The organism is Rhodospirillales bacterium (genome assembly GCA_020638175.1).
GTDB lineage: Bacteria > Pseudomonadota > Alphaproteobacteria > Micavibrionales > Micavibrionaceae > JACKJA01.
The window spans coordinates 794,949-809,913 of record JACKJA010000002.1; the positions used below are offsets into that span (position 1 = coordinate 794,949).

Consider the following 14,965-nt stretch of genomic DNA (forward strand, 5'->3'; position numbering starts at 1 on the left):
GTAAATAAGACTTTCTTTTTTGGCTGTAAATCTGTAGGACTGCACGCTGGAAACACAGTAACAAAAACAGGCACACAAATTATGACCCGGGATTTGCGCAATATTGCAATTATCGCTCACGTTGACCACGGCAAGACAACGTTGATCGACTCTATCATGAAGCAAAGCGGTATGTTCCGCGAAAATGAGAGAGTGGACGAGCGGATGATGGATTCCGGCGATCTGGAAAAGGAACGCGGGATTACCATTTTGGCTAAACCGACCTCGATCCAGTGGGAAGGCGTGCGGATTAATATTATCGACACCCCCGGTCACGCCGATTTCGGCGGCGAGGTCGAACGTGTTTTGCACATGGCCGATGGTGTGATTTTGCTGACGGATGCGGCCGAAGGGCCGATGCCGCAAACCAAATTCGTTCTGGGGAAAGCTCTGAAGCTCGGCTTGCGCCCGATCGTGATTATCAACAAGGTCGACCGTCCGGATGCCCGCGCGGAAGAGGTCATCGACGAAGTTTTCGACCTGTTCGTATCGCTGGATGCCAATGATGCCCAGCTTGATTTCCCGATCTTGTATGCATCGGGCCGTGATGGCTGGTGCGCGCGCGAATTGTCCGATCCGCGTGAAAATCTTCATCCGTTGCTGGATATGATCCTCGATCATGTGCCGGCGCCGAATGTTATGGCAGGCAAGCCATTCGCCATGTTGGCGACCTTGCTGGATTCCGACCCGTTTCTGGGGCGTTGCCTGACCGGACGGGTTGTTCATGGCTCGGCCAAGGTCAATGATACGGTCAAGGCGATTGATCTGGACGGGAAAACCGTTGAAACCGGGCGCCTGACCAAATTGCTGATGTTTCAGGGAACCGAACGTGTGCCGGTCGATGAAGTCCATGCGGGTGATATTATCTGTATTGCCGGTCTGACAGCCGCGTCGGTGGCCGATACGATTTGCAGCCCCGCGGAAACCGTGCCTCTGAAATCGACGCCGATCGACCCGCCGACCATGTCGGTGACCATCAGCGTCAATGACTCGCCCTTCGCCGGGCGGGAGGGAACGAAAGTCACCTCGACGATGATCCGTGAACGATTGCTGGCCGAAGCGGAAACCAATGTGGCCATTACCTTTAAGGAAAGCGCCGACAAGGACTCTTTTGAAATTGGCGGCCGCGGCGAATTGCAACTGGGCGTTTTGATCGAAACCATGCGCCGCGAAGGGTTTGAAATGACCGTGTCGCGTCCGAAAGTGTTGTTTCAGGAAGAAAACGGCCAGCGTCTGGAGCCGATCGAGGAAGTCATTATCGATGTTGATGAAGAATATTCCAGCACCGTGATCGATTCCATGAACAAACGTAAAGCCGAAATGACCGATATGCGCTCTTCCGGCGCGGGCAAAACCCGAATTACGTTTCTGGCGCCTTCCCGCGGTTTGATCGGTTACCAGAGTCGCTTTTTAACCCAGACGCGCGGGACCGGGGTGATGAACCGCCTGTTCCATTCCTATGCGCCGTACAAGGGCGATGTCGCCCAGCGCCGCAACGGAGCGCTGATTTCGACGGATACCGGGACGGCGGTCGCTTATGCGATTTTCAACCTGCAGGATCGCGGATCGATGTTCATCGGCCACCAGACCCCGGTCTATCAGGGTATGATCGTCGGCGAGCATAACCGTGACAACGATCTGGAGATCAACGTTTTGAAGGGCAAGAAACTGACCAACATGCGGGCGTCCGGTTCGGACGAAGCTGTTGTTCTGGTGCCGCCCCGGAAAATGAGCCTCGAAGACATGATGGCCTACGTCAACGATGACGAGTTGCTGGAAGTAACCCCGCAATCCTTGCGTCTGCGTAAAAAGCATCTGTGTCCGCATGAACGGAAGCGTAGCAGCCGCTCGGCCGAATAAATCTAGACGGCTTGTCCGGCGGCATAGCCGGACGCCCAGGCCCACTGGAAATTATAGCCGCCAAGCTGGCCGGTGACGTCGACGACTTCACCGATGAAATACAATCCCGGCTGTTTTTTGGCTTCCATAGTTTGCGAGGATAGACCTCCCGTATCAACGCCGCCCAGTGTTACCTCGGCGGTCCGATAACCTTCGGTGCCGCCGGGTTTGACATGCCAGTCATTGAGGGCCGCCGCCAGCCGGGACAGGGTTTTGTCCGGCAGGTCCGCCAGCCGCCCTTTGATGTCCATATCATCGCAAATGCTCTGGGCCAGCCGCTTGGGAACAAGATCGGAGAGCGCTGTCTGGATATCTTGTTTCGGGTGCGCCCGCTTTTTGTCTTTCAGAAAATCAAGCGCATCCACGCCGGGCGCCAGATTAATGATAATTTCCTGTCCTTCGCGCCAGTAAGAGGATATCTGCAGGATCGACGGCCCGCTCAGCCCCCGGTGCGTAAACAACAACCCTTCGGAAAACGTAACCGGCCCGCAGCTCACCGTAGCCTCGACCGACAGGCCGGACAGCGCTTTGCAGCGTTCCAGAAAATCGCTCTGAAAGGTCAGGGGAACAAGCCCCGCCCGCGTTTCAACGACCTTCAGGCCGAATTGCCGGGCAACCTCGTAACCGAATTTGCTGGCCCCGATTTTCGGGATCGACAAACCGCCGCTGGCGATGACCAGCGCCGCGCATGTCCGGAGTCCCCGGCTGGTTTTGACGGCATAGCCGCCATCGGCATAGTCAATGGTTTCGACATGCGTATCCAGCGCCAGATCGACCTGAGCGTTCCGGCATTCTTTTTTGAGCATTTCAAGGATATCTTTGGCGCTCTCATCACAAAAAAGCTGTCCCAGCTTCTTTTCGTGAAACGGAATGCTGTGTTTCCTGAGCAGGGATATGAAATCCTGCGGTGTAAAGCGGCTGAGCGCGGATTTGCAAAAATGCGGATTTTGGGACAGGTAGTTATCCGGCCCGGCATCAATGTTCGTGAAGTTACAGCGTCCACCGCCGGAAATGCGGATTTTTTCCCCCAGTTTGGCGGCATGGTCGATCAGCCAGACCCGGCGGCCGCGTTTCCCGGCTTCGATCGCGCACATCATGCCGGCGGCGCCGGCGCCGATTATAATAACGTCATAAGAGGAACTCATGGGGGACTTTCATTGTCGTGCGCACCGGGCGCCATCTTAGCGCATAAAAGGGGGCAGGGGAATAAAACATTGAAAATTCAAGGCGTTCTTGTTTATAGTCGCCCTGAGAAAACAGGGAATAATAAGCGTAATGAACAAGCATTCAATTCATCATAACGCCGGGTGGCGGTTATTCATCGTGTTGCTGGTTTTGTGCGGGGCATCCGTCAGCCCGGCGCAGGCGGAAGATATACCGTTTTTTGCGACGTACCCGCATATAGACCAGAGCCGCTGGTATCTCTCGCATGGCTGGACGAATGGCGGGCATCATTCCTGTGAATGGCGGGCCGAGGCGCTCAAGGGCGAAGACGGGCATCTACGGATGTGGCTAAGCGATCATCAGGGCGCAACGCTCCGTGAATATGGCTGCGCGGAAATCCAGACTAGGAAAATGTTCGGCTATGGCCGCTATGAAGCGCGGATGCGCACCGCTGCCGGTTCGGGCCTGAATACGGCGTTTTTTACCTTTACCGGGCCGCCGCATGGCAATCCGGTCCATGATGAAATTGACTTTGAATTTCTGGGCAAGGAACCGGGCAAGGTGGAAGTTAATTACCACCGGAAAGGAAAAAATATGGGGCCGTTCACGGTCACGCTGGGGTTCGATGCTTCGGCGGACTTTCATGATTATGCTTTTGAATGGATGCCCGATAAAATTCGCTGGTACGCGGATGGACGGCAGATTTTCGAAACGCCTGACGGGGCCGACATTCCGGACAATCCCGGCCGACTGTATTTCAGCTTGTGGTCGGGAACAAAGAAAGCCAGTGACTGGCTGGGCCGCTTCCATTATAAGGGGCCGGTGAATGCGGACGTGGCATGGGTAAAATTTACACCGATGGATGCTCTAGAAGCCGCAGAAAAAGATACAGAGCAGTAGTGAGGACAAACCGCTTGAACATTCTTTATCTGGTTCATGATCTCTCGGATGCCGGGGTGAAAAAGCGCACAGCCATGATGCGCGATGGCGGGGCGCAGGTGCGCGTGGCCGGATTCCGGCGCAGCGAACAGCCCCCGGCTGATGTGTCCGGGGCGCCGGCGGTTGATTGGGGGCGAACCTATAATGGTGGCTTTGTCCAGCGCGTGGCCGCCGTTTTGCGGGAAATAATCGGATTGAAAAAGCACCGCGCCTTGTTTGTGGAGGTCGACATTATTGTGGCCCGCAATCTGGAAATGCTGGCGCTGGCGGTGCGGGGGCGCGGGCTTTGTAAAACTCCGCCTGTGATTGTTTATGAGAGCATTGATATTCACCGTTTGCTCTTGAATAACGGGCCGGTCGGGATTGTGCTGCGGGCGCTGGAGGGATGGCTGTCACGGCGCGCTTCGGCGCTGATTACCAGTTCCCCGGCCTTTATAGACAACTATTTTAAACCCCGATCAAGGGTGGATTTGCCGATAAAGCTGGTCGAAAACAAGGTCTACATGCCCGGCGTTACCGTCGCGCGCAACGAAATGCGCTCGGCGGGGCCGCCTTGGCGGATTGGTTGGTTCGGGGCGCTGCGCTGTGCCAAAAGCCTGAAAATTCTCAGCGATCTGGCGCGGGAAAGTGCCGGTCGGATCGAGGTAATTATTCGCGGTAAACCCTCTTATGACCAGATGCCCGATTTTGACCGGGTTGTTGGGGAAACGCCCGGCGTAACGTATGCCGGGCCGTATCGTTATCCCGATGATCTGGCTGTGATTTATGGCGATGTCCATTTCACATGGGCCATTGATATGTTCGAAGAAGGATTGAATTCGACGTGGCTGCTGCCCAACCGGATTTACGAAGGCGGTTTGTACGGCTGCGTGCCGCTGGCGCAATCTCATGTTGAAACGGGACGGCTCCTGACCAGTCTGGGGACGGGAGTGCAACTGGATGAACCCTTGGCCGATTCCGTGCGGGCGTTTTTCAATGATGTGACGCCGGATCACTATCGGGAACTGGCAAAAGCGGCGCAGGGTGTTCCTGTTTCCCGGTGGCTGTGTGGCCCCGATGAGGGCCGGGAATTCGTGTCTTGGCTGGAAAATTTAAAGCGGGAAAACGGCCATGGATAAACCTGTTCTGATCGTCATTCCCTGCCTTAACGAAACGGCGCATATCGAGCGTCTCGTTGAGTCTTTGGTAAGTAATTACAAGGATTTGCCTGTTCATATTGTGATCGCCGATGGTGGTAGCACAGACGGAACGATTTCGGCGGCAAAGCAGCTTGATAAAAAATATAGCTACGTATCGTATCTAAATAATCCCCAAAAAATCCAGAGCGCTGCCGTCAATCGGGCCGTCGCGACATACGGGGCGGATTGCGAATGGTTAATCCGGCTGGATGCGCATGCGGATTATCCCCCTGATTTTTGCAGGATCCTTCTGGAGGAAGCGCAAAAAACCGGGGCGGATTCCGTGGTCGTGGCGATGGATACCGTCGGGAAAGCGGGCTTTCAGAAAGCGGTGGCGGCGGCCCAGAACTCCAAACTGGGCAATGGCGGCGCGGCTCACCGCAATGCCGGTCAGGATGGCGCATGGGTCGATCACGGTCACCATGCCCTGATGAGTATCGCGGCTTTTCAGGCCGTCGGCGGTTATGATGAAAACTTCTCTCATAACGAGGACGCCGAACTGGATCTTCGGCTGCGGGCGGCGGGTTATAAAATCTGGCTGACGGGACGCACCGCTCTGAATTACTATCCGCGCGCGGCGGCGGGGCCGCTGTTCCGGCAATATTATAAATTCGGGCAGGGCCGTGCCCGCACGGTTCTCAAACACCGCATTATTCCCAAAATCCGGCAACTGGTTCCGGCGGTCGTCGCTCCGGCGGCAATCTTGGCGCTGCTGGAAGAACCCTTGGGCGATCTGGCGGCCCTGCCGTTGATTGTCTGGGCGCTGATTTGTCTGACCTATGGCGGTTCGCTGGCTTTCAAGGCCAGAGATCGGGAATTGCTGGCGATCGGCCCGGCCCTTATGATTATGCATTTTTCATGGTCGCTCGGCTTTTGGAGCGGGCTGCTGACGGGGATGTTGAAACGATGAGCACCCGGACAAAAATTGATATCTGCGTTTGCACGTTCCGCCGTCCGCAAGTGGCCGATACGCTCCGCTCGCTCGCTCGTCTGGCATTAAACCCGGAATGGACGGTACGGGTCATCGTGGCGGACAACGACGATACGCCTTCCGCGCGGGAACTGGTCGAAAAAACCGCGCAGGAAACCGGGCTGTCCGTAACTTATGTTCATGCGCCGGCCCGGAATATATCGGTGGCCCGGAATGCCTGTCTTGATAACGCGGATGCTGATTATGTTGCTTTTCTTGATGATGATGAAATCGCCGCGCCAAACTGGCTGATGGCCCTGATGGCTGAAATCACAAAGGGCGACAGCGATGTCGTGCTGGGGCCGGTACAGGCGTTTTATGGCGATGAAGCGCCGGACTGGATGAAAAAGGGCGATTTTCACGCTACGCAGCCCGTCTGGGTCGCGGGCGAAATTATTACGGGTTATAGCTGTAACGTCTTGTTCCGGGCATCTGCACCCGCTTTGCAAGGCTTGCGTTTCCGGCCTGATCTGGGCCGCAGCGGCGGTGAGGACACCGTGTTTTTCGCCGCCATTCACCAAAACGGCGGGAAAATCGCATACGCCCCGGCGGCGCTCGTCACCGAAGACGTGCCGCCGGCCCGTGCCCGGCTAGGCTGGCTTTTGAAACGTAAATTCCGTTCCGGCCAGACCCATGGGTTATTGCTGATGGAGGCACAAGGGTTCGGAATCGCTCCGCGCCTGAAAAACGGGATGGTTGCTGCGCTGAAATGGGGGCTCAGCTATATTATGGCGCTGCTCAATATCTGGCGGTTTGATCGGGCCGCTTTCTGGCTGCTGCGCGGGACGCTGCATCTGGGCGTTATCATGCGCCTTTTGGGGAAGAGTGATCTGGTACAATACGGCACGGAGGAAAAATCATGAGCATTGATATTTCCGTCATCATCGCGACCTACAACGTTGAGTCCTATATTGAGCGCGCGATTCAGAGCGCCCTGACGCAGGAAAGCGTTGATCTTGAGGTGATTGTGGTCGACGACCGGTCGACCGACGGGACGCTGGCCGTGGCGCAGGCGATCAGCGATCCGCGCGTTAAGTGCCTGCAGCTGCCGGAAAATGGTGGGCCGGGGGCCGCGCGTAATGCCGGGATTGCTGTGGCCGGCGGCAACTGGATTGCCGTTCTCGACGGGGATGACGCCTATGCGCCGGGACGTTTGCGTCGGTGTCTGGACCGGGCCGCGCAGGCAAAGGCCGATATCGTCGTTGATAATCTCCTGATTTGCCCGGAAACCGACACCGATCCGTTTCCGATGTTTCCCGCCGCGCGGCTGGCCGAAATGAAAACACTGGATCTTGCGGCCTTCATCCGGGGAAAGCTGGACCAGTTTTCCGCCTATACATTGGGATATTTAAAACCTGTCTTTGCGGCGGCTTTCCTGAAACGCCACGATCTTTCTTATCCCCTCGATATCAGAAACGGCGAAGATTATCTGCTGCTGGCGGAAAGCCTGGCTTGCGGCGCGGTTTGCGCGATCGACCCGGCAGCCGGATATCTGTATACGGCCCGCACCGGTTCTGTTTCGCATCGCCTGTCATCGGATGATGTTGCCCGCGTTCTGACCGGGGACGAACGGTTTTTGGCGCGTCACGCTTTAGAGACGAAAGCAAAAAAGGCCCAGCAAGTCAGAACTTTTCAATTAAGGGATATGCATGCTTTTTGCTTAATGGTCGAAAGTATAAAACAGCGCGATTTTTCGGGCGCTATGCAGGCGGCGCTGCGCCGGCCCACAGCCATCAGATTTTTCTGGATGCCCGTTTGGGCCCGTATAAAAAAAGGAACGCCCAAATGTCTTCAGGACTAAAGCAAACAGCGCGCGGACCGCTTGTCCTTCTGTTTTTCGACGGGTACGATCTGATCGCCCGCCCGGGGATCGGCGGCGCGCTGTATTCGCAGGCCCGGCGTATGGCCCGCTATGTCAAGATCCGGGCACAGGGCCGTCACGTCCGGACGGGCTTTTATGAAGCCTTTTTGTCTTTGCGGCGCAGTCTGGAAATGATCGGTTGCAATGTCCGGGTGAACGATTTTGCCGCGGCTGAAAAAAATCCGGATTACCCGATCGGCATCGCCGGATATCCTTCTGTTTTGCACAGAACGGACTTTTTGAAAAATCCGCGCATTTTCGGTCCCGGAGATTTCGGCATGCCCGCGCCGTCACAGAAAATCGCCGAAGATCCGCGTTTCACCAAACTGATCCAGCCGTCTCAATGGTTTGCCGATATTTATCGTCCATACTGCGGCGACAAAATAACGGTCTGTCCGGTTGGTATTGATACAGAGCGCTGGCCGGATATGACGTCATATCCCAAAACGATAGATTTTCTGATCTACGACAAGGTCCACGGGTGCCGTGAGAAACGCGTTCCCGAAGTTCTCGAACGCATTATCAAAAAACTTGAGCAAAAATGCCTGAGCTATAAAATTCTGCGCTATGGCCATCATCCTCAATCTGAATTTATAAGCACACTCAAAGCATCAAAGGCATTGTTGTTCGTGTGCGAACACGAAACCCAGGGGCTGGCATGCGAAGAAGCCATGGCGGCCAATATCCCGGTTTTGGCCTGGGATGAAGGAAAAATGGCCAATTCCGCATTCCAGACATTTATACCGGATGATGTCCGCGTTTCATCGGTGCCGTATTTTGATGAGACATGCGGCCTGCGTTTTGCCATTGATGAATTTGAAACGGCCTGCGATAAGTTCTGGGAGAAAAAAGACCAGTATAATCCGCGGCAATATGTTATTCGCAATCTATCAATGAAAAAAGCCGGGGAAACTTATTTCGCAGAATACGAAAAAATAGCACGGAAAAAATGACAGGAAAACAGCTCAACATTCTGGCGCCTACACGATATCCGTGGCGGTTTAACGGGCCGCGCGGGTCGCGGCACAGCATTTCCGTGCGTAGTTTTGTACCCTTTAACAAGATCTCCGGGAAAATCGAAGGGGTAACGGTTTTTAATCCGTGGCCGTTCCAGAAATTTGATCTGATCCATGCCTTTAATCGCATCCCGATCGGTACGACGCCGTTTGTGATCGGGTTTGAATCGCATTTACCGCGTGCCTTTGGCCTTGAAAACACGGCTTTCTACCGTCTGCTGGCGGAAACGCTCGCCGGGCCGCGATGTCGGAAGATCATCGCGATTTCCGAGTACGCCCGCCGCCAGTTTTTGCGCCAGCACCAAGGGCAGCCCTGGGCGCCGGCTTTGGAGAAAAAGCTGGTTGTGCGGTATCCGAACATGCCCATGCCGCCCGCCGCTGATGGCTTTCAAGACAGCGCGGATAAAACGATACGGTTGGTATTTGTGGGGGCGCACTTTGCCCGCAAAGGCGGGCTTGTCGCGCTGCGTATGGCGGAAAAGGCGGCGCAAAGCGGCTTGGCGCTGGAGCTTGATATCGTTTCTTCTATCGAGGTCGGGGCGGCTTCATGGGTCGACCCTCTGCGTGATGAGTTCTTCGGTCCTTACAGGGCATTGCTCACATCGCTGCCCAACGTCCGCCACCATGGCCGTTTGCCGAATGAAGAGGTTCTCAAGCTGGTTGGTAATGCGCATTTTACCTTGCTGCCGACATTTAGTGACTCGTTTGGTTTCAGTGCGATTGAAAGCATGGCGAACTATACGCCGGTGCTGGCTACGGCGCAGGGCGCGCTGCCGGAATTCATCGAGGATGGCGTGAACGGAATCTTGCTGCCGCTGGAAACGGACGCGGTCGGTGAATGGGCACATATTGTCCATGCTGACCGGGCATCGACCGCCTACGAAGCGCTTTTCGAAGCTGAAACAAACCGGCTGGCGGCGGCTGCTCTGGAACGGATCGAACCCCTTTTGGCGGATAAGACGGCGTATCAGGCGCTCCGAACCCAGGCCCGCAAAACAGCGGAAACTTTGTTTTCTGCCGCCGATGCCAATGCGTTCTGGGACGGAATCTACGAAGAGGCTGCATCATGATCGCCGCGCCAACGACAGGATATCCGAAGATCAATGATAATCTGGCGATTGCCTATGTGGCGATCAGTACGCTGATTATGGCCTATTCCTATTTGCTGAGTATCGTTCCGATTTTGCTGTTTTACGCTATATGGCTGCCGCATATGCTGTTTAAAAAGCAGTTTATCCTGAAACCGTCGGGAGATCTGATCCTGCCGGCCCTGATTTCAATTTATTGCGTCTTTTCAACGTTCTGGTCGGGGTATCCGCGCACAACGCTTGTAGACAGTCTGGAATATGTTTCGATGATTGTCTGTACCATGATTATAGCGCGGACAGTGTCTCTGGAGGCCTTTCTCAAGGGGCTTTCAATCGGAATATTTCTGGTGTTGATTGTGCTGTTCCGAACCGGGACGTTCTCGTTCGAAGGGCTTTTCGGATCGAAAAACCAGGTCGGTCTGTACGCGGAAATCGGTATTTTTATCGCGCTTCTCCTTTTGTTTAAATTCCGGAAAAAACCGGGGGAACTGCTCGTGTTTGCTCTCGTGCCGCTGGCATTGGCGGTAATATGCCTGATCCTTAGTCATTCTGCCTCTTCGCTTTTATCGCTGGCGGTTGTTTTGTCTTTGAGTGTAGCGGCCTGTTTTCTGTCGGCCTTCCCGCGGAGCCTGCGGCCTTTTTTGCTGGGGCTGATGGTTTTCGCCATAGCGACGGCCGCGATGATGCTTTTCGCATTCGATATTAATCCGCAGGCTGAAATACTAAAGGCGGTTGGTAAAAGCCCAACCTTGACCGGGCGGACGTGGCTATGGGGGCAGGGGCTGGAAATTGCGATGAACAAGCCTTGGCTTGGTTACGGCTATTCCGGGTTCTGGGTTCCCGGACAGTCCGAAGCCGAACGTCTGGGGCGGGTCTTTTTTGTGCCGGTTCCTTCCAGCTTTCATTTCCACAGCGTTTTCGTTCAGGTCTTGGTTGATCTGGGTGTTATCGGGGTGCTCCTGATTTCTTTTGTGATCTTGGGGAGTTGTCTGGTGGGGTTGTTCCGGGTGTTGCGGGAGGGCTGTAACACCGAGACAATTTTTCTTCTGGGTATGGCGTTTATGTTTTTGGTCCGTGGTTTCGTCGAAATTGACTTTTTCGGACCGTTTGGCATTGGCGTTCTTTTGTTCTATTTCGTTTGGGCGCGTTTGTTGTTGGGACGCCGGGAGCACAAGGCGCAGATAGCAAAGGAAACGGCGGAAAATCGCGCGGCGGAATCATAGGGTTTTCTTTGCAAAGGCGGGACAAAGATGATAGCGTGCGAAGTAATTCTGGAAAATATTTTTAAGGGTGTGCCTTGTCGCAGGGAAAAGTAGATAATATCAGGAATCCCTACATCCACGGTCTGCGTGGCGTGTTGGCGATGATGCTTGTGGTTTTTCACGTTGTGAATTCCGGCCTGCCGACGTTTGACGGTGCGGTGGCGACGCTTTTCCATGATACGTTCATGACGTTTGAGCGCGGGGTGGAGCTGTTTTTCTGCATCAGCGGCGTGGTGATCGTGTTCGCCTATCAGAAAGATCCAAGCATCCGGGATTTTGCCATTAACCGCATCACCCGCATTTTCCCGGTGTTGTGGGCGAGCATTTTTGTCATTCTGGGGCTGTCGGTTTTCCAGAGCGACCACTACATTCCCTCCGATCCTCTGACGGTTTTGGGGAACCTGTTTGTTTTGCCGCCGATCGTTCCCATCGGGCTTATTCATCCGGCGGCATGGTCGCTCAGCTATGAATTTTCTTTCTACAGCATGTTTATCCTGTTTTCGCTGGTGGCGCTGGTTTTCCCAAGAAAGCTGGCTTTTGTCGTCGTTGGCGTGGCGGCTTTAACGTTGATTTATTTTCATCCGCGGACGGTTTTCTTCGCTATCGGCGTTTTGATTGCGCTCCTGTCCGGCGTCCTCCTCAAGGATAAACCGGAAACTGAAAACCGGGGTCGAAAGCTGTTTGGAAGCGGCGCCGTCCTGTTTCTTTCTGTTTTTACCTGTCATATGGCCTTCTCGGCTCTGGATGCCGAAGGGCACGTTACCTTGCTGAATTTCCTGACGACCCCTTATGCGGCGTTGCTATTCGTACTGGCTCTGGCGTTTGCTTTATACGGGCTGACAGGCGTTTTTATCGGCGCGGGTCTGTTCTCACGTTTTTTAATCTTGCCGCCGGCACAGTATTTGGGAACGATCAGCTACAGCCTCTATCTCTGGCAAACCGTGACAATGGCGATCATTAAAAAGGCCATGTATGTTCTGAACCTGCCGGATATTTTGGGGGAATGGTCGCAACTGGGCTTTTTCCTTCTGGCGCTGGGACCGACATTGATTGTGTCCCATTATTCCCAGAAATATATTGAGCGTGATTTTACCCGCTGGTTGCGCAAAGGGTTAATGAATATGCGCTGGACGACAATTTTCCGGATATCAAGAGTGAAGCCGTAATGAAGGGCGATCAAAGCGTTCAGCCGAAATCACAACGATTTCACGGCCTGGATTCCCTGCGTGGGATTGCCGCACTGGTTGTGGTGTTTAACCATTTTTACGGCGTAATTCCGGCGCTGGCGTCTTCCGAGAATTGGCTGTTTTCGTACACGCCGCTGCACACACTGATCGCTGGCCGGCAAGCCGTCATTATCTTTTTCGTGCTGAGTGGATTTGTGCTTTCCCTTCCCTATGTTCAGGGCCGTGCCCCCCCCTTATAGCGCTTATGTTATCCGCCGGGTTTGCCGCATATATATCCCGTTTCTTGTGACAATTGTGCTGGCGGGCGCTCTCTGGCTGATAGCGGCGGCCCCCGACCTGACCAGGGCCCCCTATGGCGGTGACTGGTCACATCCGGTCGATGCGGGTGTGTTTTTATCTCACATCCTCATGAGCGGTTTGACGGATGGCAATGTTTTGAACCCGCCAATCTGGACGCTTATCATTGAAATGCGGGTGTCTTTGATCTTTCCGCTGCTCGTAATCCTGATGACCCGTTTTTCATGGGGTGGATTGCTGGGGAGTTTTATTTTGGGCTTTGTCGCCGCCAAGATATTTTCCCGGTTTGATGGATCCTATAATTTCTATATGGCGGAAACCGTAACGGGGGCACTTTTGTTGACGGTTTACTACATCCCGTTTTTTCTGCTGGGTATTATGATTGCCAGCCGGATGGAATTACTGAAAACATGGATGGCGCGTGTGCCGTACGGCATTCATCTGGTGGTTGTGGCCCTGATATTTTTGACGCCCCATGGTTGGTTGAATAATCACTTTACAATCGTTGAGCTATGGTACGGCGGCGCGGCTGTTTACTTTGTATTATGTTGTATCAGTTTCGAGCGCGTAGACCGGGTTTTGTTGACCCCGGCTCTGCAATGGCTCGGCAAGGTTTCGTATAGCCTGTATCTTGTTCACCTGCCGGTAATGCTGACGATTTTGTATTTGTTCGGCGATAAAATACCTGTTCCTGTGACTTTGTTATTGGCGCTGCCTGTTATCTTAGGGGCCGCAGATATATTCAACCGGTTCGTAGAGATGCCGGCGATGCGGTTGGGTAAAAAGATAACAAAATCCGCGTCTACGCCGTTAAAATAGGCAGCATCGTTTGATCCAGAACCCCGTCCGCAAAGAACGTCATGCGCGGGAAATACCCGTTAATGCACAGGGCCATCGCCCCGTTAGTACCGAAGTCAAAGTGCGTGGCGGCAGAGGCGAGGCTCCCGGCCCCGCTGGCCACGGCATTACCGTTAGCGCATATATAGCTGTTGCCGCCGCTGTCGATAAACCCGGCAATCTTGTTCACCGTGTCCCAGCCATGGATAAATTCCCCGGCGCTGGTCATGGCGTTCTCGAATGTTACCGACCCATTGGCATTAATCCGCCCCTGTCCGCCCGTCGAGTCCGACACAATAAATCCGGTGGATGTATCATCGCGGTCCGCGCCGATTTCCATGTAAAACCCGAACGCGCCTTTCAGCAAAGTCCCCAGCCCGGTATGCGTGGCCACGGTACAGGTCGGGCGGTCGCCGTAATAGCTGATCCACGGGTCGGCCCGGTAGGTCGGCGGCAACTTAAACCCGGCACAGGCGGACATGAAGTAATCGACCGTCACTACATCGCCGCTGGTCCCCAGCCGTATCCCGGCATAGTGGTTTGTTCCCGGCGTGCCGCCTTTCGTAACCTCGAACCGCTGCCAATCGCCTGTGATTGTAACGGCTTCCCACGTCACCCCGTCATCTTGCAACAGCTCAACCGTGCCGCTGCCGGAAATGCGCTTGATAAACACACTCACCAGCGGCGTAATCGGGTTGGCGCTGGATATATTCTGGATTGCGGTGGCGTTGTTCGCCGTGGCCGTTAACTGGCAAGCGCCGTTGGCATCGTTGTTTGGGTAGCCCGTAACATTTTTGGCCACGGTCATATTGGTCTTGGCCCACAGCGCATTCGTCAGATCGCGGGTGTATTTCAGGCAAGACCCCCAGTCATTAATCACCCACAGCCCTCTGTCCGTCCGGTGCAGGACGCTGCCGCTGTTATATTGATAGGTGCCATCGGCTTTCAGATCATAGCGGGCATTATACCCCCGGTTTTGCAGTAAATACGCGCCCAGCGATCCGCCGGTATAGGTGCCGGTCACAAAGTCCAGATCATACGTGTTCAGCGCGAGGATTTCCGCCGCCGTAGGGCCGGACGGGGCCGAAGCCTGTATTGTACGTTGCGCAGGGCTCATGCCTCTGCCGATGGTGTAAAGCATGGGGAGACTCCTTTATGGTCATGTTTGGGTAATGGGGCGCAGGGCGCAAAGCAAACAGGCGGTCTCCCCTGGATAGATTCCCCCTGT

General features: G+C 54.7%; 14 protein-coding genes. 12 read left to right on the top strand and 2 right to left on the bottom strand.

Annotation, left to right across the window (positions count from 1 at the left end; all coding sequences use genetic code 11):
* The first annotated feature begins 81 nt into the window (after positions 1 to 81).
* Complete coding sequence (gene typA, locus H6868_03850) at positions 82 to 1,899, top strand: translational GTPase TypA (GenBank protein ID MCB9988452.1); 1,818 nt, start codon at positions 82 to 84, stop codon at positions 1,897 to 1,899.
* A gap of 2 nt (positions 1,900 to 1,901) precedes the next feature.
* Here the strand turns inward: typA and H6868_03855 are convergent, their stop codons facing one another.
* The gene (locus H6868_03855) at positions 1,902 to 3,083 is read right to left on the bottom strand and encodes an NAD(P)/FAD-dependent oxidoreductase (GenBank protein ID MCB9988453.1); all 1,182 of its coding nucleotides are present in this window, start codon (positions 3,081 to 3,083) and stop codon (positions 1,902 to 1,904) included.
* A 130-nt stretch (positions 3,084 to 3,213) separates the two neighbouring features.
* Here H6868_03855 and H6868_03860 point away from each other — a divergent pair, with 130 nt between their 5' ends.
* From H6868_03860 to H6868_03910, 11 genes are all read left to right on the top strand, one after another.
* Positions 3,214 to 4,002, top strand: a complete 789-nt coding sequence (locus H6868_03860; GenBank protein MCB9988454.1) for a family 16 glycosylhydrolase — start codon at positions 3,214 to 3,216, stop codon at positions 4,000 to 4,002.
* Between the two features lie 14 nt (positions 4,003 to 4,016).
* On the top strand, positions 4,017 to 5,159 hold the full coding sequence (locus H6868_03865) for a glycosyl transferase family 1 (GenBank protein ID MCB9988455.1): 1,143 nt from the start codon (positions 4,017 to 4,019) through the stop codon (positions 5,157 to 5,159).
* Entirely contained in the window at positions 5,152 to 6,129 is a 978-nt protein-coding gene (locus tag H6868_03870) for a glycosyltransferase family 2 protein (GenBank protein ID MCB9988456.1), read from the top strand. Before H6868_03865 ends, H6868_03870 begins: the two co-directional genes overlap by 8 nt.
* Positions 6,126 to 7,052 (top strand): glycosyltransferase family 2 protein, encoded by a 927-nt coding sequence (locus H6868_03875; protein MCB9988457.1) that lies wholly within the window; start codon positions 6,126 to 6,128, stop codon positions 7,050 to 7,052. Before H6868_03870 ends, H6868_03875 begins: the two co-directional genes overlap by 4 nt.
* Positions 7,049 to 7,990, top strand: a complete 942-nt coding sequence (locus tag H6868_03880) for a glycosyltransferase family 2 protein (GenBank protein ID MCB9988458.1) — start codon at positions 7,049 to 7,051, stop codon at positions 7,988 to 7,990. Before H6868_03875 ends, H6868_03880 begins: the two co-directional genes overlap by 4 nt.
* The gene (locus H6868_03885) at positions 7,975 to 9,003 is read left to right on the top strand and encodes a glycosyltransferase (GenBank protein MCB9988459.1); all 1,029 of its coding nucleotides are present in this window, start codon (positions 7,975 to 7,977) and stop codon (positions 9,001 to 9,003) included. The genes H6868_03880 and H6868_03885 overlap by 16 nt, the downstream gene beginning before the upstream one ends.
* Positions 9,000 to 10,136 carry a glycosyltransferase family 4 protein gene (locus H6868_03890; GenBank protein ID MCB9988460.1) on the top strand — a complete coding sequence of 379 codons (1,137 nt, stop codon included), beginning with the start codon at positions 9,000 to 9,002 and terminating at the stop codon, positions 10,134 to 10,136. Before H6868_03885 ends, H6868_03890 begins: the two co-directional genes overlap by 4 nt.
* Entirely contained in the window at positions 10,133 to 11,377 is a 1,245-nt protein-coding gene (locus H6868_03895) for an O-antigen ligase family protein (GenBank protein ID MCB9988461.1), read from the top strand. Before H6868_03890 ends, H6868_03895 begins: the two co-directional genes overlap by 4 nt.
* Before the next feature lie 74 nt (positions 11,378 to 11,451).
* Positions 11,452 to 12,582: an acyltransferase gene (locus tag H6868_03900; protein ID MCB9988462.1), complete on the top strand. Its 1,131-nt coding sequence runs from the start codon at positions 11,452 to 11,454 to the stop codon at positions 12,580 to 12,582.
* Positions 12,582 to 12,842: an acyltransferase family protein gene (locus H6868_03905; protein MCB9988463.1), complete on the top strand. Its 261-nt coding sequence runs from the start codon at positions 12,582 to 12,584 to the stop codon at positions 12,840 to 12,842. Before H6868_03900 ends, H6868_03905 begins: the two co-directional genes overlap by 1 nt.
* Positions 12,826 to 13,719 carry an acyltransferase gene (locus H6868_03910; protein MCB9988464.1) on the top strand — a complete coding sequence of 298 codons (894 nt, stop codon included), beginning with the start codon at positions 12,826 to 12,828 and terminating at the stop codon, positions 13,717 to 13,719. Before H6868_03905 ends, H6868_03910 begins: the two co-directional genes overlap by 17 nt.
* Here the strand turns inward: H6868_03910 and H6868_03915 are convergent.
* A complete protein-coding gene (locus tag H6868_03915; protein ID MCB9988465.1) occupies positions 13,703 to 14,878 on the bottom strand; it encodes a hypothetical protein in 1,176 nt (391 codons plus the stop codon). The two genes, H6868_03910 and H6868_03915, sit on opposite strands and share 17 nt — an antisense overlap.
* Positions 14,879 to 14,965: the final 87 nt, after the last annotated feature.

What these genes read in the sequence shown, in the direction of transcription:
- H6868_03905 (MCB9988463.1), top strand. Translation starts at nt 12,582, where the DNA reads ATGAAGGGCGATCAAAGCGTTCAGCCGAAATCACAACGATTTCACGGC.
- H6868_03890 (MCB9988460.1), top strand. Translation starts at nt 9,000, where the DNA reads ATGACAGGAAAACAGCTCAACATTCTGGCGCCTACACGATATCCGTGG.
- H6868_03860 (MCB9988454.1), top strand. Translation starts at nt 3,214, where the DNA reads ATGAACAAGCATTCAATTCATCATAACGCCGGGTGGCGGTTATTCATC.
- H6868_03885 (MCB9988459.1), top strand. Translation starts at nt 7,975, where the DNA reads ATGTCTTCAGGACTAAAGCAAACAGCGCGCGGACCGCTTGTCCTTCTG.
- H6868_03875 (MCB9988457.1), top strand. Translation starts at nt 6,126, where the DNA reads ATGAGCACCCGGACAAAAATTGATATCTGCGTTTGCACGTTCCGCCGT.
- H6868_03895 (MCB9988461.1), top strand. Translation starts at nt 10,133, where the DNA reads ATGATCGCCGCGCCAACGACAGGATATCCGAAGATCAATGATAATCTG.
- H6868_03855 (MCB9988453.1), bottom strand. Translation starts at nt 3,083, where the DNA reads ATGAGTTCCTCTTATGACGTTATTATAATCGGCGCCGGCGCCGCCGGC.
- typA (MCB9988452.1), top strand. Translation starts at nt 82, where the DNA reads ATGACCCGGGATTTGCGCAATATTGCAATTATCGCTCACGTTGACCAC.
- H6868_03870 (MCB9988456.1), top strand. Translation starts at nt 5,152, where the DNA reads ATGGATAAACCTGTTCTGATCGTCATTCCCTGCCTTAACGAAACGGCG.
- H6868_03880 (MCB9988458.1), top strand. Translation starts at nt 7,049, where the DNA reads ATGAGCATTGATATTTCCGTCATCATCGCGACCTACAACGTTGAGTCC.
- H6868_03915 (MCB9988465.1), bottom strand. Translation starts at nt 14,878, where the DNA reads ATGCTTTACACCATCGGCAGAGGCATGAGCCCTGCGCAACGTACAATA.